The organism is Oceanicaulis alexandrii DSM 11625 (assembly GCF_000420265.1).
GTDB classification, from domain to species: Bacteria; Pseudomonadota; Alphaproteobacteria; order Caulobacterales; family Maricaulaceae; genus Oceanicaulis; species Oceanicaulis alexandrii.
In genome coordinates, this window is record NZ_ATUP01000001.1 from 916,343 (window position 1) to 932,902 (window position 16,560).

The 16,560-nt window shown below is 63.7% G+C and carries 16 protein-coding genes; 11 read left to right on the forward strand and 5 right to left on the reverse strand.

Translation table 11 applies throughout. From position 1 onward, the window contains the following. Window positions 1–99: 99 nt before the first annotated feature. Genes G405_RS0104455 through G405_RS16910 form a run of 3 tightly spaced genes read right to left on the reverse strand, consistent with a single transcriptional unit; the run spans window position 100 to window position 2,805 of the window. A complete protein-coding gene (locus tag G405_RS0104455) occupies window positions 100–1,041 on the reverse strand; it encodes a site-specific tyrosine recombinase XerD (protein WP_022700303.1) in 942 nt (313 codons plus the stop codon). Then, on the reverse strand, window positions 1,038–2,681 hold the full coding sequence (locus G405_RS0104460) for a hypothetical protein (RefSeq protein WP_022700304.1): 1,644 nt from the start codon (window positions 2,679–2,681) through the stop codon (window positions 1,038–1,040). The genes G405_RS0104455 and G405_RS0104460 overlap by 4 nt, the downstream gene beginning before the upstream one ends. Continuing rightward, entirely contained in the window at window positions 2,665–2,805 is a 141-nt protein-coding gene (locus G405_RS16910; protein ID WP_022700305.1) for a hypothetical protein, read from the reverse strand. The genes G405_RS0104460 and G405_RS16910 overlap by 17 nt, the downstream gene beginning before the upstream one ends. 121 nt (window positions 2,806–2,926) lie before the next feature. Between G405_RS16910 and G405_RS0104470 the strand changes: the two genes are divergently transcribed. From G405_RS0104470 to G405_RS0104480, 3 genes are read left to right on the forward strand one after another with little or no spacing between them, the layout of a single operon-like run. Continuing rightward, window positions 2,927–3,487, forward strand: a complete 561-nt coding sequence (locus G405_RS0104470; protein WP_028284533.1) for a shikimate kinase — start codon at window positions 2,927–2,929, stop codon at window positions 3,485–3,487. Further along, window positions 3,484–4,593, forward strand: coding sequence for a 3-dehydroquinate synthase (aroB, locus tag G405_RS0104475; protein ID WP_022700307.1), 1,110 nt, complete (start codon window positions 3,484–3,486; stop codon window positions 4,591–4,593). The genes G405_RS0104470 and aroB overlap by 4 nt, the downstream gene beginning before the upstream one ends. Then, entirely contained in the window at window positions 4,590–5,876 is a 1,287-nt protein-coding gene (locus tag G405_RS0104480) for an HlyC/CorC family transporter (protein ID WP_022700308.1), read from the forward strand. Before aroB ends, G405_RS0104480 begins: the two co-directional genes overlap by 4 nt. On the opposite strand, the gene G405_RS0104485 is transcribed toward G405_RS0104480, so the two are convergent. Beyond that, on the reverse strand, window positions 5,877–6,152 hold the full coding sequence (locus G405_RS0104485) for a BolA family protein (protein ID WP_022700309.1): 276 nt from the start codon (window positions 6,150–6,152) through the stop codon (window positions 5,877–5,879). Window positions 6,153–6,288: 136 nt separating this feature from the next. Here G405_RS0104485 and G405_RS0104490 point away from each other — a divergent pair, with 136 nt between their 5' ends. The 5 genes from G405_RS0104490 to G405_RS0104510 all read left to right on the forward strand — a co-directional run bounded on the left by G405_RS0104490 (window position 6,289) and on the right by G405_RS0104510 (window position 12,015). Next, on the forward strand, window positions 6,289–6,837 hold the full coding sequence (locus tag G405_RS0104490) for a J domain-containing protein (RefSeq protein ID WP_233345984.1): 549 nt from the start codon (window positions 6,289–6,291) through the stop codon (window positions 6,835–6,837). An 85-nt stretch (window positions 6,838–6,922) separates the two neighbouring features. Beyond that, window positions 6,923–7,930 carry a hypothetical protein gene (locus tag G405_RS0104495; RefSeq protein WP_156861354.1) on the forward strand — a complete coding sequence of 336 codons (1,008 nt, stop codon included), beginning with the start codon at window positions 6,923–6,925 and terminating at the stop codon, window positions 7,928–7,930. Window positions 7,931–8,046: 116 nt separating this feature from the next. Further along, window positions 8,047–9,036: a cobaltochelatase subunit CobS gene (cobS, locus tag G405_RS0104500; RefSeq protein ID WP_022700312.1), complete on the forward strand. Its 990-nt coding sequence runs from the start codon at window positions 8,047–8,049 to the stop codon at window positions 9,034–9,036. Between the two features lie 9 nt (window positions 9,037–9,045). Next, a complete protein-coding gene (gene cobT, locus G405_RS0104505) occupies window positions 9,046–10,980 on the forward strand; it encodes a cobaltochelatase subunit CobT (protein ID WP_022700313.1) in 1,935 nt (644 codons plus the stop codon). A 27-nt stretch (window positions 10,981–11,007) separates the two neighbouring features. Continuing rightward, window positions 11,008–12,015 carry an esterase-like activity of phytase family protein gene (locus G405_RS0104510; protein ID WP_084683406.1) on the forward strand — a complete coding sequence of 336 codons (1,008 nt, stop codon included), beginning with the start codon at window positions 11,008–11,010 and terminating at the stop codon, window positions 12,013–12,015. A gap of 75 nt (window positions 12,016–12,090) precedes the next feature. Here G405_RS0104510 and rpmB read toward each other — a convergent pair whose 3' ends face one another. After that, window positions 12,091–12,378 carry a 50S ribosomal protein L28 gene (gene rpmB / locus G405_RS0104515; RefSeq protein WP_022700315.1) on the reverse strand — a complete coding sequence of 96 codons (288 nt, stop codon included), beginning with the start codon at window positions 12,376–12,378 and terminating at the stop codon, window positions 12,091–12,093. A gap of 204 nt (window positions 12,379–12,582) precedes the next feature. Here rpmB and G405_RS0104520 point away from each other — a divergent pair, with 204 nt between their 5' ends. Genes G405_RS0104520 through G405_RS0104530 form a run of 3 tightly spaced genes read left to right on the forward strand, consistent with a single transcriptional unit; the run spans window position 12,583 to window position 16,554 of the window. Further along, window positions 12,583–13,392, forward strand: coding sequence for a DUF3108 domain-containing protein (locus G405_RS0104520; protein ID WP_022700316.1), 810 nt, complete (start codon window positions 12,583–12,585; stop codon window positions 13,390–13,392). A 46-nt stretch (window positions 13,393–13,438) separates the two neighbouring features. After that, window positions 13,439–16,273: a helicase-related protein gene (locus G405_RS14970; protein WP_022700317.1), complete on the forward strand. Its 2,835-nt coding sequence runs from the start codon at window positions 13,439–13,441 to the stop codon at window positions 16,271–16,273. Further along, window positions 16,270–16,554, forward strand: a complete 285-nt coding sequence (locus tag G405_RS0104530; RefSeq protein WP_022700318.1) for an RNA-binding S4 domain-containing protein — start codon at window positions 16,270–16,272, stop codon at window positions 16,552–16,554. The genes G405_RS14970 and G405_RS0104530 overlap by 4 nt, the downstream gene beginning before the upstream one ends. Window positions 16,555–16,560: the final 6 nt, after the last annotated feature.

Sequence of the window (16,560 nt, forward strand, 5' to 3'; positions counted from 1 at the left end):
GACGGTCCTGGTGGATGGGCCCCGGTGGAGGGCGCAAACTAAAGGGCGCTCAAGCGCGAAGCAATCTATGCACTGTTATGAGCAAATGCCGGGCCGGTTTCATCCCTCAGAGCCTGTCTCATCATGGCTCAGCGGGTGTGCGTCATGCACCAGAGCCTTGAGGCGAGCCTCCAGCACATGCGTATAAATCTCGGTCGTTGAGACATCGGCATGTCCCAGCAAGGTCTGAACGCTGCGCAGATCCGCGCCATTGGCCAGAAGATGCGTCGCGAAGGCATGGCGCATCACGTGCGGGCTGACCCGTTGGGGATCAAGACCCGCGACCATCGTCAGTTCTTTGAGACGTTGGGCGAACCGTTCGCGCGTCAGATGCCCGCCCCGCGCGGTGCGCGACGGGAACAGATACCGCGCAGCTATTGCATAGGCCGGCGCTTTCGGATGGGGCAAATGCTCCGCCCGCACCGCCTTGTAGGCGTCCACAGCTTCCAGCGCGGCGTCGGTCAGGGGAATCAGGCGGTCCTTGCCGCCTTTGCCTGTGACGATCAGGCAGCGTTCAGAGCGGGCGAAGCCTGACAGCGGCAAGGTCACAAGCTCGCTGACGCGCAAGCCGCCCGCATACAGCAACTCCAGCAATGCGCGCAGTCGCAGCCCCTCCGCCCCCTCCATGCGCTCCGCCGCGTCAAACAGTGCCTCGACCTCGCTTTCACTCAACACTTTGGGCAAAGGCCGCGGTTTTTTGGGGCCGGACAGGGTCTTCGCCGGATCATCGCCGCGCAGCCCTTCCTTGAGCAAAAACCGGTAATAGCGCTTCAGCGCGGAGAGCCGGCGCGCGGCGGTAGCGGGCGACAGACCGTCCGCGGCGAGATCTGAAAGCAAGGCTTCCACATCACGGGTTTGCGCCTGTTCAAGACCGACACCGCGCCCGCCCAGACGCGCGGCGGCGTCTTCAAGATCGCGGCGATAGGCGTCGAGCGTATTGCGAGCGGCGCCGCGCTCAGCCGCCATCATGTCGAGGAAGAGATCAATCGAGCGCGCGCTCACGCAGCGTCCTCGATGACCCGCGCCAAGAGGTATTGCAGCGCCTGCCGACGCAGACCGGCATGATCGAGCGCGAGCATGGCCGCAGCGCAGGTTTCAGCGTCAGCGGGATGGCGTTCCAGCAAGGACGCAGCGTGCAGTTGCGTCTCGCCCAGAGCCCCGGCCCCGGACGCCAGCAGCAGCGGCCCCAAAGCGGGGGGCGTAACGCCCGTCTGGCGGGTCAGACCGGACAGCGCCTGTTGCAACTCGCCTTGATCATCCGCGCCGAGCGCCACAAGGCCAGCCGCCTGACACAAGCGTTCAGGGGTCGCCGTCTCCAGTCGCGCCGCCAATAGCGCCATGAACGCATCATCCTCGATCTGATCGAGCGCTATGGCGTGGGCGAAATCAATCGCCACCATCAGGCCCGGCGCAGGCGGTTGCCACGCCGGAGCCTGCGTTTTCTCGTCTGCGTCTGGTTCAGAACCTGCGCCATCCAATGTCGGCAACCCGCCCAATTCTGATGCGGGTTGCATCGCTGGCTCAGGCTCCGGCGGTCCGTCCAGCAGGGCTTCGCGCCAACGCTCGGCGGCGACGAGGTCGTCAGCCGCCATGGCGGCCAGGACGAAATGGACGCCATGGGCGAGCGTGTTTTCAGTGATCGGCAGACTCGCCACTTCCGGCCCGAACGTCAGGGCGGCCTCCATGAACAGGCCTTGCTGCGCCGCGTCCGACAGGCGGATGGCGAGAGCCTCGGCGGCGATCTCGCGATCGAGATCCTGGCCGATCAAGGCGCCCAGCGCCGCGGCGCGCTCTGCGCCGTCCATGGCGACCGCCGCTTCCAGCGCTTCTGGCAAGGTTTCAGGCAGGGCGATGGTGGGGCCGGTGCGTTCCGCCGCCAGATGCAGCCAGTTGGGCGCATCCTCATGCGGATACAGGCGTACGCCCGGCGCCAGCGCTTCCAGCAGGGTCAGCTGCAGCGCGGTGCGCGGACGAAAGCCTTCAGGCGCCGGCTGATTGAGCGTCAGGGCATCAAACACCTGATCGAAAGCGGGCGTTTGCGCTTGGGCGCGCGCCAGTTCAGCGGTCAGCTCGGCAGCGGGAATGGCGCCGTCCAGCGCCAGACAGCTGGCGCGCAGCCGCAGCCAATAGGCCGCGTCCCGACCTTCCAGCAACGCGTCCGCGGCCCGGCAAGCCTCTTGTGTGCGGCCCATCGCCAGCGCGGTTTCCGCATAGACACGTGACAAAGCGTCTGATTCGTTCACCCGCGGCGTGCGCGCCATCAATTCATAGACCAGCTGAGCGCGGCCTGCGGATAAAGCCCGGTCTGCGCGTTTCGCGGCGAGCACAAAATCGTCCCGACCGCCCCGGGGCGGCTCGCCCGAGGACCGCAAAGCAGCCAAAGCCAGTCTCGCCGCAGCCGGGTTGCTCCATCCGGCGCTGGCGCGATCAGGCAGGACCGACAACGCACCGTTCAGCGCGCCTGCATGCCCTGAATTCCAGACCGTTTCGGGCAGGACTGAATTGACGCCCACTTCGAACGGATCGACAGCGCCCAGCTCGGCCACTTCAATCTGACCATCGGCAGGCCGGGCCTGGGCGAACGCCTGGCCGCACGCAAACACGCTTGCGGCCAGCAAAGCGGCTTTAATCGACCAATGCATCAGTCACCTCGACACGCACTTCTTCAGGGGTCGGCGCATTACTGTCCGCCAGTCCCAGCAAAGCAATGAACCCGCCGATAATGACCACCAGCCCTACGCCCAAGCCGATCAGAATGGTTTTCATGAGAGTGCCTTTTCCATGTCGCTCGCCCTGTGAGGATACTAAAGCAGGCGAATGCGGCGTTTTCCAGACGTCAGCAGTGATTGCTCGCCCGCGCAGCATTGGCGTATAGCCTTACAGTGTGATGACAAATTCTGAAAACCCGCTCGTGCTGACCCGGCATCTGGCGCTGGTCGGCCTGATGGGCGTCGGCAAAACAACGATTGGACGCAGGCTCGCCCGGCGGCTGGACGTCGAGTTTCGCGACGCTGACGAAGAAGTCGAGCGCGCCGCGGGCCGTAGCGTCAGCGAGATTTTCGCCGATTTCGGCGAACCGGCCTTCCGCGATGGTGAGCGCAAGGTGATTGGCCGTCTGCTGGAAGAGCCAGACCCACTAATCATCGGGCTGGGCGGCGGCGCCTTCATCCAGGAGGACACGCGGGCGCTGGTGAAAGACAAAGCCATCTCCATATGGCTCAAAGCCGATATCGACGTGCTGATCGAGCGGGTGGGCCGCAAGCCCGGCGCACGCCCTTTATTGTCACAAGGCGATCCCGCCGAGATCATGGCCCGGCTTGAACGCGAACGCTCTCCCCTCTACGCCGAGGCGGACATTGTGGTGGACACCTCGGTCGGCAGCCATGAACAATCGGCCGACCAGGTGATGGACGCCCTCAGGACTTATCAGGAAGGAGTGCGCGGATGAGCGTGCTGCGCGTGATCGAGGTGAACGCGGCCTCAGGCGCCTATGAAGTCGTGATCGGGCGCGACGCCCTGTCCGCACGTGCGGACCGGCTGGCGAACCGCGCCCCACGCGGACGCGTTGTCATCGTCGCGGATTCACACGCGCTCAAACACCACAAGACACGCCTGACCCAGGCGTTTGACGCGGCGAACCTCAAGATCGAACTCATCGAGATCGAGGGCGGCGAAAGCGCCAAGAGCTGGCGCGGGCTGGAAGCTCTCTGTGATCGTCTGCTGGACCTGAATGTGGAGCGCAGCGAGCCGGTGATCGCCTTTGGCGGCGGCACTGTCGGCGACCTCACAGGCTTCGCTTCGGCGGTTCTCAAGCGCGGCACGCGCTTCATACAGATCCCGACGACCCTGTTGGCTCAGGTCGACAGCTCGGTCGGCGGCAAAACCGGCATCAACACGCAGCACGGTAAAAACCTGATCGGCGCGTTTCATCAGCCAGACCTCGTGATCGCAGACACCGCCTTTCTCGACACCCTGCCCCGGCGCGAAGTGCTCGCGGGCTATGCCGAGATCGTCAAAGCCGGCCTCATCCAGGATGCCCCGCTGTTTGACCGCCTTGAAGCTCAGGGCGTGGACGCCGTGACGGGAGACGGTCTGGTCCAGGCCGTCGCGGACGCCGTTGCGTTCAAGGCCAGGATCGTCGCCGAGGATGAACGTGAAAGCGGCGAGCGCGCCTTGCTCAATCTGGGCCATACGTTCGGACACGCGTTTGAGGCGGAAGCGGAAAAAGGCGCGCTGGTGCATGGCGAGGCCGTCGCCTGCGGCTTGGCGCTCGCATTCCGGTTTTCGGAACGGCAGGGCCTGTGCGCGCCTGAAGATGCGCGCCGTGTCGAACGTCATCTGAAGGCTGTGGGGCTTCCGGCCCGGATTTCACAACTGCCCGGCGGACCGTACACTTCGGATCGTTTGCTGGCGCGGATGCAGGACGACAAGAAAAATTCAGGCGGCGCGATTACATTGATCCTTGCGCGCGGCATCGGGAATGCCTTCATCACACGCGATGTGGATCACAAGGATCTGGCGGCGTTTTTGTCGAGCGAGGTTGAAGACCAATGACTTTTGAACCGTGGATGGCCTGGACCGGACTTGGCATTTTGTGCCTGCTGGCCTTTTCAGGGTTCTTTTCAGGCTCTGAAACCGCGCTGACCGCCACTTCCAAGGCGCGCATGCTGACCCTTGAAAAAGAAAAAGATCACCGCGCGCGGCGGGTCAATCTGCTGATTGATGATCGCGAAAGCCTGATCGGCGCGATCCTGCTGGGCAATAACCTCGTCAACATCCTGGCGGCGTCACTGGCGTCGGCGGTGTTTCTGGCCATGTTCGGCGAAGCGGGCGTCCCCATCGCCACTTTGGTGATGACGCTTCTGGTGCTGATCTTCGCTGAAGTGCTGCCCAAGACCTATGCCCTGTCGAACCCGGACCGCATGGCGCTGACCGTGTCCCTGCCGATCCGCATTTTCGTGATGCTGTTCGCGCCTGTTGTGGCCGCCGTGCAATGGCTGGTGCGCGCGACGTTGCGCATTCTGGGTCTGTCGGTGGAGGGCCCGGTCCTGTCCGCCCATGACGAGATCCGCGGTCAGATCGACCTGCACCACCAGGAAGGCGGCGTGGTGAAAACCGACCGCGACATGCTGGGCGGCGTGCTCGATCTGCGCGAGCTGACGGTGGACGACGTCATGGTTCACCGCAAAAGCCTGGTGATGTTCGACATCGACCAACCGGTCGAACAATTGGTGGCCGATGCACTGAGCTGTCCGCACACCCGCCTGCCGCTCTATCGCGATGACGCGGAGAACATTGTCGGCATCCTGCATGTGCGCGACCTGGCGCGTGAACTGCACAATGCTGGCGGGGATTCCAGCAAGCTCGACATTGAAGCGATCAAGCGCGAACCGTGGTTCATCCCTGAAACCACCGAACTGCTTGAACAGCTGACGGCCTTCCGGCAGAAGCGCGAGCACTTCGCCCTGGTGGTGGACGAGTACGGCGCCTTGATGGGCGTTGTGACACTGGAAGACATCATCGAGGAAATCGTCGGCGAGATCGAGGACGAGCACGATGTCACGGTCGAGGGGGTCACCCCCCTGCCCGACGGCTTCATCCTGGTGGATGGCGGCGCGCCCATTCGCGACGTGAACCGCGCGCTTGACTGGGAATTGCCCGACGACGAAGCGGTCACCATTGCCGGTCTTGTGATCCACGAAGCCCAGACCATCCCCGAAGCGGGGCAGATCTTCCGCTTTCACGGGGTGCAATTTGAAATCCTGGAACGTCGCCGCAACCAGATCACCCGCATGCGGCTCAAGAAAGAGCCCGAGGCCGCAGACACGGACGATTGATCAGCCCGCTTCGGCGGGCGCCTTGGCCTTGATGGCCAGGGCGTGCACTTGCGCTTTCAGCAGCTCGCCCAGCGCCTGATTGACCAGACGGTGACGCTGGACGCGGCTCTGGTCCGTGAAAGCGTCAGACACGATCTCGACGGTGAAATGGCTTTCACCAGCACGCGCCTGCTCGGAATGACCGGCATGAAGCGCGCTGTCATCAGTAACTTTCAATAGGGTCGGCGCCAGCGCCTGGGTCAGTTGGTCTTCGATTTGCTGCTTTACGCTGGACATTGTCATCCTCTGTTTATTGTCCGTCAGGCCGGTGCGCCCCATACTTGGGGTTATGGACGGCTCGTACAAATACCGACCCAAATTTAAAGACATCCGCATCAAGCCGCCCAAAACCGAGGCGCGGCAAGAAGATAAGGTGTGCGAGCATCCCCAGTGCCGGTCGAAAGCGACCGCGCGCGCGCCCAAGAGCCCGGCCAACCGCACCGAGTTCTACTGGTTCTGCCAACAACACGCCGCCCAGTACAACAAGGAATGGAATTTCTTTGAGGGCATGAGCGAGGATGCGGCCAAGGCCCATGCCGCGGCCGACATGTATGGCCATCGCCCCACCTGGGGGTTCGCGTCCGGCTCCAGCGCCCGCCGCGCCGCGCAGAACGCCAGCAAGGATTTCAAGGACGGCTTCGTCGATCCATTCAATCTGTTCGGCGACGGCCCGCCCCCCGGACAGGAACGCGCCCAGCGCGAAGCCGAAGACCCGAACGCCGGGATGGGGCGGCTTCAAAAGCGCGCCCTCGATACGCTCAATCTCGACCCCAAGGCGAACAAGACCGCCATCCGGCGGCGCTATGCCGAGCTGGTGCGCCAATATCATCCGGACTCAAATGGCGGCGACCGCTCGATGGAAGAGCTGCTTCAGAAAGTGGTCGAGGCCTACCAGATCCTCAAAAGCTGCGGCATGGGATGAGCCTGTCTAAAAGTTCATCACCCGGACACCAAGCCGAAATGTGACTGCGGTCACCTTCACTTCCTCAATCTCTGGGGGAGTTTCCATGATCATCACCGCACTTGCCGCATCCCTAAGCCTCGCGTCCTGTCCGGCCGGGGCGCACTGCCTTGAAGATGAGACCTTACTGGCGGTGTCCGCCAATCCGGACCGCGCCGCCTTTATCCTGTCCGCCATGCAGACTGCGCAGGCGCGCTATGGCGACGTGTTCTCGCGCACGCCGGGCCTGACCGCCGTCATCGAGGACAGCACGCAATTTCCCGGTCTGGCGCTGGAGCTGGACGGTCAAGGCTATACCGTCAAACCCTGGGTCTCCCCCCAGGCCATGCGCGACCAGCTGGAGGCTCAACTGCGACCCGCGCTTGAGGCGCAAATGGCCGGCGCGCCAGAGGCCGTGATCGACGCGGCCATCAATTCCGCCCTGTCAGACCGTGTGGACGGCAATGAACGCGTGCGTCACGGCGAAGCCATCATTGCGCACGAATTGGGTCATCTCTGGCTGCGCGACACCTATGATTGGCCCGACATCGATACTGGGGGTGCGCGCACCTACGGCGCCGCCGCTGCGCCAGACTGGTTTGACGAGACCGCCGCCGTGCTGATGGAAAGCGAGCAATTAACGGGCGAGCGGCGATCAAACCTGTGCGAAGACTTGCCTGATGACATCTCCGCGCAATTGAGCCGGTATTTCACCATGGAGCATCCCTTGTTGCAGATGGCGGCTCTGGCGGCGGACCGCGCCGCCGCCGCCGCACGCGCCCGGGGCGAAGCTGCGGACGGCCCCCAGATCATGGTGATGTCGGGCGATGCGCTCTCGAGCCAGGGCGCGGACATGATCGGAGCGGAGCGTTTTTACGGCCTGACCCGGGCTCTGGTGGATTATCTGATGACGCGCACCGGCTCTCACGTCGTCTTTGACACGCTCGCGCAGACGCTCGCATCCGGGCAAAGCCTGGAAGACTGGCTCGCATCCAGCCCCTCGGATTTGCCGTCCAGTCAGGCCGCTCTGATTGACGATCTAGCGACCTTTATCGAGAGCGGTTGCGCGGCCTGATCCCTTTGAACCAGACACGGTGCTGAACAGCAGTGGCGACAGGGCTTGGACGCTCTATGTCTGGGGCTTATGGTTTGAACCACCCTGTCGCGCTGCAACAAAGAGCCCTTCCGCGTATGACCGACGATACCCTGATCAGCCTCACCCCCGACACGACCGCCGATTGTCAGGCCTTGTTTGGCTTTGATCCCGGATTTGAGGTCCCCGCCTTTTCCGGTCGCGATTCCCACGTGCCCGATATTGACGACACCTATGTGTTCGACCCCGCCACCACGCGGGCCATTCTGGCGGGCTTCGCCTTCAACCGCCGCGTCATGGTTCAGGGCTATCACGGCACGGGTAAATCCACCCATATCGAACAGGTCGCCGCGCGTCTGAACTGGCCGATGATCCGGGTCAATCTCGACAGCCATGTGAGCCGGATCGACATGGTGGGCAAGGACGCCATCGTCCTGAAAGACGGCCAACAGATCACCGAATTTCAGGAAGGCATTCTGCCCTGGGCCGTCCAGCGCCCCGTCGCCTTGCTCTTTGACGAATACGATGCGGGCCGTCCTGACGTGATGTTCGTGATCCAGCGCGTTCTGGAAGCCTCAGGTTCTCTGACCTTGCTCGACCAGAACCGGGTGATCCGCCCGAACCCGAATTTCCGCCTGTTCGCCACCACCAACACGGTGGGCCTGGGCGACACGACGGGGCTCTATCACGGCACCCAGCAGATCAACCAGGGTCAGATGGACCGCTGGTCCCTGGTCGCCACGCTGAACTATCTCCCAGCCGAGACCGAGCGCGAGATCGTCGCCGCCAAGCTGGGCGAAGTTGGCCAGTCCGAAGCCGGCGCCAAGATGATCGCCGACATGGTCACGGTGGCTGATCTCAGCCGCGAAGCCTTCATCAATGGCGATCTGTCCACCGTGATGAGCCCGCGCACCGTTCTGACCTGGGCAGAGAACACCCAGATTTTCGGTGACGCCGGCATCGCCTTCCGCCTGACCTTCCTGAACAAATGCGACGAGCTGGAACGCCCGATCGTGTCGGAATTCTATCAGCGGGTCTTTGGCGAGGATCTGCCGGAAAGCGCCCTCGCCGCCGGCACTGCAGCCTAAAGGCCTTTCATGTCTGACGCTTCGCCTGCTGACCAGTTCCGGCGCGCGCTGTCCGCTGCGACACGCGCCATCTCTCACGACCGCGAACTGGACGTGAAGTTCGGTGGCGAGTCCGCGGCGTTGTCGAACGGCAAGGTCGTGCTGCCCAATCCGCCGGAAAAACTGACCGCGGATGATGCAGCAAAATTGCGCGGCAAGGCCGATGCGCTGGCGCTGCGTCTGCAGCTTCATAATGCACGCTCGCATCAGACCGCCCTGCCGCCCGGAGCCCGGGCGCGGCAAATCTTTGAAGCCGCCGAACAGGCGCGAGTGGAAGCCCTGGGCGCACGCGCCATGCGCGGCGTGGCCGATAATCTGGACGCCGCGCTGGCTGATCGCTGCCGCCGCGAAGGCTGGAACCATGCCGAGGACCGGCAAACCGCGCCCCTGGCGGACGCCATCTCCATGCTGGTGCGTGAGCGCGTAACAGGTCGGCCCGCTCCGGACGATGCGAAGGGCCTGATGCAGGTCTGGCGCGAGGACCTGGAAAGCAGCGCAGGCGGCGCGCTGGATGCGCTGGCGGGCGCGGTTGATGATCAAAGCGCCTTTGCGGATGCTCTGCGGCAGGTCATCCGGGATCTCGACCTGACGGACGAGCTGGGCGAGCACGACCAGGACGAAGACGACACAGACGACAGCCAGGACGATTCCGGCGTCGAGCAGGAGCCTGAAGCCGGCCAGGACGATTCAGACAACGATCCCGATCAGGGCGAGGATGAGGACGACGCCGCCGACGCCAAGGGCACCGCAGCGGACACCGATGACATCCATTTCGCCGAGGACAGCCAGACCCGCGTCGAGGCCGATGACGAGCCCAGCGAGTCCATGCAGTCGGCGAAACCCAACTGGGTCAGCCCGCCCGGCGAAGATCCCAACGCCTACAAAGTCTTCACCGACAAGTTCGACGAAGTGATCCAGGCGTCGGATCTGTGCGATGCGGCCGAGCTCAACCGTCTGCGGCGCACCCTCGACCAGCACCTCAAAGGGTTGGAGAGCGCGGTCGGACGCCTCGCCAACCGTTTGCAACGCCGCCTGATGGCCCAGCAACAGCGCTCCTGGTCGTTCGATCTTGAAGAAGGCATGCTCGATCCGGCGCGCCTGCCCCGCATCATCATGGACCCGATGATGCCGCTCAGCTTCAAGCAGGAAAAAGACACCGATTTCCGCGATACGGTCGTCACCTTGCTGCTCGACAATTCAGGCTCCATGCGCGGACGGCCGATCCTGGTCGCGGCGGCCTGCGCCGACATTCTGGCGCGCACACTGGAGCGGTGCGGCGTGAAGACCGAAATTCTGGGCTTCACCACCCGCGCCTGGAAGGGCGGACGCTCGAAAGAGGAATGGCTCAGCCAGGGCAAGCCGCCGAATCCGGGTCGCCTCAATGATCTGCGCCATATCATCTACAAGGCCGCAGACGCGCCCTGGCGCCGGGCGCGACCCAATCTGGGCCTGATGCTCCGCGACGGCCTGCTCAAGGAAAACATCGACGGCGAGGCTTTGCTCTGGGCCCATAAACGCCTGATGGCCCGCCCCGAACAACGCCGCATCATGATGGTGATCTCCGATGGCGCCCCCGTGGACGACGGCACGCAATCGGCGAACTCACCTGCCTATCTTGAAAAGCATCTGCGCGAAGTCATCGCCATGATCGAGAACAAATCCGATGTGGAATTGCTCGCCATCGGCATCGGTCATGACGTGACCCGGTATTACCGCAAGGCGGTCACCATCGTGGATGTGGAGCAGCTAGCGGGCGCCATGACCGATCAGCTCGCGGCTCTGTTCGATGAGAAACGCGACCGCAAAGCCGACGGTAAAATTCGCGCAAAAGGCGAAAACAAGGTGCGCCCGGCCGGCGGCTCGGCTATGAAACGGGCTGTGACCGGTACGCGCGCTCGACGCTAGGGGCGCGCCTTTCCCAAGAGGCTCGCCATGATCCGTACGGCTCTCACCGCCGCCCTTTTCAGCCTGACAGCCGCGTGCGGCGGACAGGCTCAGGACGAGTCACCACCATCAGACGCAGGCTTGACCGTCAGCGCTGAGCACGTGGTTCTGTTTCCAGATGACCCCGGCCGCATGCGCGTCGGCGATCTTCGCTATACCGGCGGAGTTGAGCTGAGCAGCACTGACGAGCGCTTCGGCGGCTGGTCCGCCTTGCACGTCAGCGGCGCCTCAGACGCTCTTGAGCTGATCGTGGCGTCAGACCGGGGTGGGCTGGCTTATGGACGGCTGGAACTGGATGACCGGCAGAGCCCGCTTTCTGTTCAATTGGATCGCTATGAACCAATGACGGACCTGAACGGAGCGCCGCTGGAGGGCGCCGCCGCTGATGCGGAAGGCCTGGCGATGCTCTCCGGGACTGAGCTGGCCGTCAGTTTCGAACGCGACCACCGCGTGTGGCGGTACCAGCGCGAATCGCCGTTGATCGCAACGCCTCTGGCCTTGCCCCCTCGCACGCAAGGCGTCGGCAACAATGCGGGCCTTGAAGGGTTGGCGATTGACGACGCCTCTTTATGGGCCAGTGTAGAATACCCTATCCGGGGCGAGGAGACCCACACGCTCTGGCGCTATGACCGCGCGGACATGGACGCGGCTCCAACTGAATTTCAGCTCGCGCTCGATCCCGATTACGGAATCACCAGCCTTGAGACCGACAGCGCCGGCGGTCTGTACCTGTTGCAGCGTTTCTACCGGCGCGATGTGGGCAACCGGATCCGCATCCTGCACCTCACGGCGGACCGAATCGCAGCGGCGGGTGAGGCGGCGCTAGAGCCTGCGCTGTTGGCGGAGCTCACGCCCGACATGACGGTGGATAATTTCGAAGGTCTGGCGGTCGTCGAGTTCAATGGCGAAACGCGCCTGTTCCTGATCTCGGACGACAATTTCAATGAGGCTCAACGCACGCTCCTGCTGAGCTTCGCCATCGAGCCGCGAGACTGAGTCCCTAGCATCACGCACAGAAAAACGCCCGCCGTTTCCGGCGGGCGTTGTGTCTCGCGTCAAGCTCAGAGCCGATTAGGCGGCTGCAGCGGCTTTCTTCAGCTCGCGCTTGATTTTCAGCGCGGCGCCAGAAAGCTGCTCATCACGAGCTTTCAGCAGGAATTGGTCCAGACCGCCAACATGGTCGACGCTGCGCAGAGCCTTGGCGGCGATACGCAGACGGAAAGACCGGCCCAGAGACTCAGACGCCAGCGTCACCTGACACAGGTTCGGCAGAAAGCGGCGCTTGGTCTTGTTGTTGGCGTGGGAAACGTTGTTGCCCGAAACCGGACCCGTCCCAGTAAGTTCGCAGCGGCGCGACATAGCTTCCACCTTGTTCCACAACAGTCGTAAAATCATATGCGACCGCTTACATGGAAAATCCAAGGTGCGGCGCGAGAGCGGGCGATGTACCGGTCTGGACCGCCTGCGTCAAGGCGTAGGCGCACAGAGACTGGCGTTCATCTTGCAGCCAGATCGCGTTAGATAGGATGCAAACTCGGCTGGGGCCGAAGGAATTAGAGTGAAATGCTGACTGTGTCGAATTACGCCCGCATGACTTTGGCGACCCTGGCTGTCGCGAGCCTTCCTGTGACCGCCAGCGCTCAGAGCGTTGAGCCGCCCCAGCAAATCTACGCCCAGTATTCAGGCTCGGTGCTGATCCTGAAAGTGGCTGACATCTCCTTGTCGGCCGCCTTTCAGGACGGCACCTACTCAGCGGCCGCGACCTTTGAGAGCGGCGGTTTGCTGCGCTGGTTCGACGACACCAATATCGAGGCGACCACATCGGGCTATCGCGCGCCGGACTCACTGCGTCCCTATCGCTATGAGCACATCAATCACGCCAGCAACAAGGGACGCGTCGTCGGCATCAATTTCGATGACGGCGTCGCCATGCCGGACGTTCAGCCGCCCTTCGGCTCCATGGGGGAGCCGCCCGCCAATGATGAAGAACGCGCGGGCGCGCTTGATCCGATCTCGACCCTGCTCGGGCTGATGCTGTCGATCCAATCAGGCGAGGACGAGATCTGCCAGGGTCGCCTGCCCGTCTTTGACGGCAAGGCGCGCTATGACCTGCGCTTTAATAACGCTGGCCCGGATGACGTCCGCACCCGCGGCTGGAGCGGCGAGGCTATCCGCTGCCAGGCCTATATCGAGCCGATCAGCGGCTATGATGAAGGCGATCGCCCCGACGCGGAGGAAACCAATCGCCCGGTGACGATCTGGCTGGCGCCGATCGAGAGCGTCTATGTGCCGGTGCGGTTCCGCGCCCAGACCCGGATCGGGTCGATCAACATCACCGCGACGCAGCTCTATGCGGGCGACGCTTCGCAATAAGCCCTTTCCCACCTATCTGTAAGGCGAAACCACGCTGGAGAGCGTCATGTCACGCGCCCGCGCTGGCGATAGCCGTATCGCCGCGATCCTAGGCCCCACCAATACCGGCAAGACCCATCTGGCGCTTGAACGCATGATGGCGCACAGCACCGGTGTGTTCGGCCTGCCGCTCAGGCTGCTGGCGCGAGAGCTCTACGACAAGGTCGTCAAGGCCAAGGGTTCCGCCGCCGTCGCCCTGATCACGGGCGAGGAAAAGATCGTGCCCCCGACCGCGCGGTTCTTCCTGTGCACGGTCGAGGCGATGCCATTGAACATGCGCCCGGCTTTTCTCGCGATTGACGAGATCCAGCTGGCCGCAGACCCCGAGCGCGGACATATCTTCACCGACCGGCTGCTTCATGCGCGCGGCACGGCGGAGACCCTGTTTCTGGGCTCCACCACCATGCGGCCTATCCTGCGCCATCTGATCCCGGAAGCGGAGATCGAGGAACGCGAACGCTTCTCGGTGCTGACCTATGCCGGCGCAAAGAAGCTGACCAAACTTCCCAGGCGCTCCGCCATCGTCGCCTTCAGCTCCGAGGACGTCTATTCCATCGCCGAGCTCGTGCGCCGTCAGCGCGGCGGCGCGGCGGTCGTCATGGGCGCGCTCAGCCCCCGCACCCGCAACGCCCAGGTCGAGCTTTACCAATCAGGCGAAGTGGATTTCCTGATCGCGACGGACGCGATCGGCATGGGGCTGAACATGGATGTGGACCATGTGGCCTTCGCCAGCTTCTCAAAGTTCGACGGGCGCAAGCGCCGTCAGCTCTTCCCCCATGAGATCGGGCAAATCGCCGGACGCGCTGGCCGGTTCCGCTCTGACGGCACGTTTGGACAAACCGCGGACGCCCGCCCTCTGGACACAGATATCATCGAGCGGGTGGAGAACCACACCTTTGAACCTGTCCGCAAGCTGACCTGGCGAGAGACCCAGCTTGACCTGCGCTCGCTGGACACGCTTCGCCGGTCCTTGAACCAGCCGTCTCCCGATCCCGTGCTGGAGCGCGTCCGCAATGCAGCCGATGAGCATGTGCTCGACCTTGTGTCGCGCGACAGCGATATTCGAGAGCGCGCCGCCGCTCGCGACGGGACCGCAAGGCTCTGGGATGTCTGCCGGACTCCGGACTTCCGCAAATCCAGCCCGGAAGAACATGCGCGTCTGGTTTCAACACTTTACATGCACCTGACCAGCGCCAAGGGCTATTTGCCCGACAGCTGGCTGGACGCCCAGTTGACGCGTCTGGCCAAGACCGCGGGAGACGTGGATGCGCTGGCGCAAAGACTGGCTTATGTCCGCACCTGGTCTTACGCCGCCCACCGGAAGGACTGGACAAAAGACCCTGAATATTGGACGAGCCGTACCCGAGAGGTTGAAGATCAGCTCTCGGACGCGCTTCATGAGCGCCTGACGGCCCGTTTCATCGACCGGCGCACCAGCGCGCTGATGAAAGGGCTGCGTGAGAAAACCGATTTGCAATCCGGGCTCAACCGCCTGGGCGAGGTCACTGTGGAGGGCCATTTCGTGGGACGATTGAACGGGCTGAGCTTTGAAGCCGACGCTGCAGGCGAGCCTTTGGCGCGTCGGGCCGTGGCGAACGCCGCCATGAAAGCCGTCCGTCCGGAAGTGAACCGGCTCCTCTCCCAGCTCTCCCAGGCTGACGATGCGGAACTGGCTCTGGGCGAAGACGGCCTGCTGAACTGGAAAGACGATCCTGTGGGTCGCCTGAGAGCAGGCGGTGATCCGTTCACCCCGGGCGTTGATCTGATCGGCGGCGAGCTGGGATCCAGCGAACTGATCGCCCAGGCCGAAAAACGCCTGATGACGTTCGCCGCCGAACAGGCCGGCACCCGGCTCGAACCGCTTCTGGATATGCGCAAGGCGCTCAAGGAAGAAGGTCGCCTCGACGGCCTGGCGCGCGGCGTCGCCTATCAGCTGGTGGAAAATTTCGGCGCCATGTCACGCGCCAAGCTGGCGGATGAATTATCCGCCCTGTCCGTGCCCGAGCGCCAGTCCTTGCGGCGCGCCGGCGTGCGCATCGGCGAGCATGCGGTGTTCATGCCGGCCTTGCTCAAGCCCGGCGCGGCCCGCCTCCTGTCCATGCTCAAGGCGGTGCATGAGGGCGATATCGATCGGGCGGTCAATCCGCCGCCAGGCCTGACCAGCATTCCCAATGATCGCCGTTACACCCTGGCTGATTATGCGGCGGCGGGCTTTCAGCCGTGTGGACCGCGCGCAGTGCGCCTCGACATGCTGGAACGTCTCGCCGATCTGATCCGGGATCAGCGCTCTGAAAACAAGGAGCGACGGTTTGAGCCCAACGCGCCCATGACGGCGCTGCTGGGGTGCTCCAATGAAGATCTCAGAGAAGTTCTGAAAGCCCTTGGCTATCGACGCGTCCAGACTGCGACCGAGGAGCAACCCGAATTGTGGGCGGGCCGATCACGCTCCAGCGCCCGTCCGGCGCAAGGCGGAAACAAGCCCCACGGCAAGGGCAAAGGTCCGCGCAAGGATGCACGCGCCGCCAAGCCTGCGCCGGTTCAGGACAGGCCGATCGACCCGGATTCGCCCTTCGCCGCGCTCGCCGCGCTGGAGTTGGAGCAACCCAAACCGGCCGCCCAGAAACGCCGCAAGCCGCGCAAGAAGCCCAAAGCCAAGCCCGCCGAAGCGCATGCAGACGAAAGTGCGCCGGAGGCGGCATCCGAGCAGTCGCCCTCGCCGACCGATGCGCTGGACGCGCAACATGCTGCGCCTGCAACGCCTGCAGAGACGACCGCAGATGAGACCCAGGCAGACACCCAAGCCGCATCTGACACGGCGGAGACGACACAAGAGCGCTCATGAGTGAGCACGGCCCAGCCCAGCGCTGCGATGTCTGGCTGTTCCGGACACGATTGTTCAAGTCGCGCGCGCTGGCGGGTCAGATGGTCGAGAAAGGCGCTGTCCGCATTGACCGCGGGGGCAAGGTGATGCGCCTGACCAAAGCCTCAAGCCCGGTCCGCGCGGGCGATCAGCTGGTGATCCGGCGCGGCGATGCGCCCTTCCGGCTTGTCATCTTGGACCTGCCAGAGCGGCGCGGTCCTGCCGTTGAAGCCCAGGCGTGCTACAGCCTCGCCACTGACTAAAGCATC

What these genes read in the sequence shown, in the direction of transcription:
- G405_RS0104460 (WP_022700304.1), bottom strand. Translation starts at nt 2,681, where the DNA reads ATGCATTGGTCGATTAAAGCCGCTTTGCTGGCCGCAAGCGTGTTTGCG.
- G405_RS16910 (WP_022700305.1), bottom strand. Translation starts at nt 2,805, where the DNA reads ATGAAAACCATTCTGATCGGCTTGGGCGTAGGGCTGGTGGTCATTATC.
- G405_RS0104470 (WP_028284533.1), top strand. Translation starts at nt 2,927, where the DNA reads ATGACAAATTCTGAAAACCCGCTCGTGCTGACCCGGCATCTGGCGCTG.
- aroB (WP_022700307.1), top strand. Translation starts at nt 3,484, where the DNA reads ATGAGCGTGCTGCGCGTGATCGAGGTGAACGCGGCCTCAGGCGCCTAT.
- G405_RS0104480 (WP_022700308.1), top strand. Translation starts at nt 4,590, where the DNA reads ATGACTTTTGAACCGTGGATGGCCTGGACCGGACTTGGCATTTTGTGC.
- G405_RS0104485 (WP_022700309.1), bottom strand. Translation starts at nt 6,152, where the DNA reads ATGTCCAGCGTAAAGCAGCAAATCGAAGACCAACTGACCCAGGCGCTG.
- G405_RS0104495 (WP_156861354.1), top strand. Translation starts at nt 6,923, where the DNA reads ATGATCATCACCGCACTTGCCGCATCCCTAAGCCTCGCGTCCTGTCCG.
- cobS (WP_022700312.1), top strand. Translation starts at nt 8,047, where the DNA reads ATGACCGACGATACCCTGATCAGCCTCACCCCCGACACGACCGCCGAT.
- cobT (WP_022700313.1), top strand. Translation starts at nt 9,046, where the DNA reads ATGTCTGACGCTTCGCCTGCTGACCAGTTCCGGCGCGCGCTGTCCGCT.
- G405_RS0104510 (WP_084683406.1), top strand. Translation starts at nt 11,008, where the DNA reads ATGATCCGTACGGCTCTCACCGCCGCCCTTTTCAGCCTGACAGCCGCG.
- rpmB (WP_022700315.1), bottom strand. Translation starts at nt 12,378, where the DNA reads ATGTCGCGCCGCTGCGAACTTACTGGGACGGGTCCGGTTTCGGGCAAC.
- G405_RS0104520 (WP_022700316.1), top strand. Translation starts at nt 12,583, where the DNA reads ATGCTGACTGTGTCGAATTACGCCCGCATGACTTTGGCGACCCTGGCT.
- G405_RS14970 (WP_022700317.1), top strand. Translation starts at nt 13,439, where the DNA reads ATGTCACGCGCCCGCGCTGGCGATAGCCGTATCGCCGCGATCCTAGGC.
- G405_RS0104530 (WP_022700318.1), top strand. Translation starts at nt 16,270, where the DNA reads ATGAGTGAGCACGGCCCAGCCCAGCGCTGCGATGTCTGGCTGTTCCGG.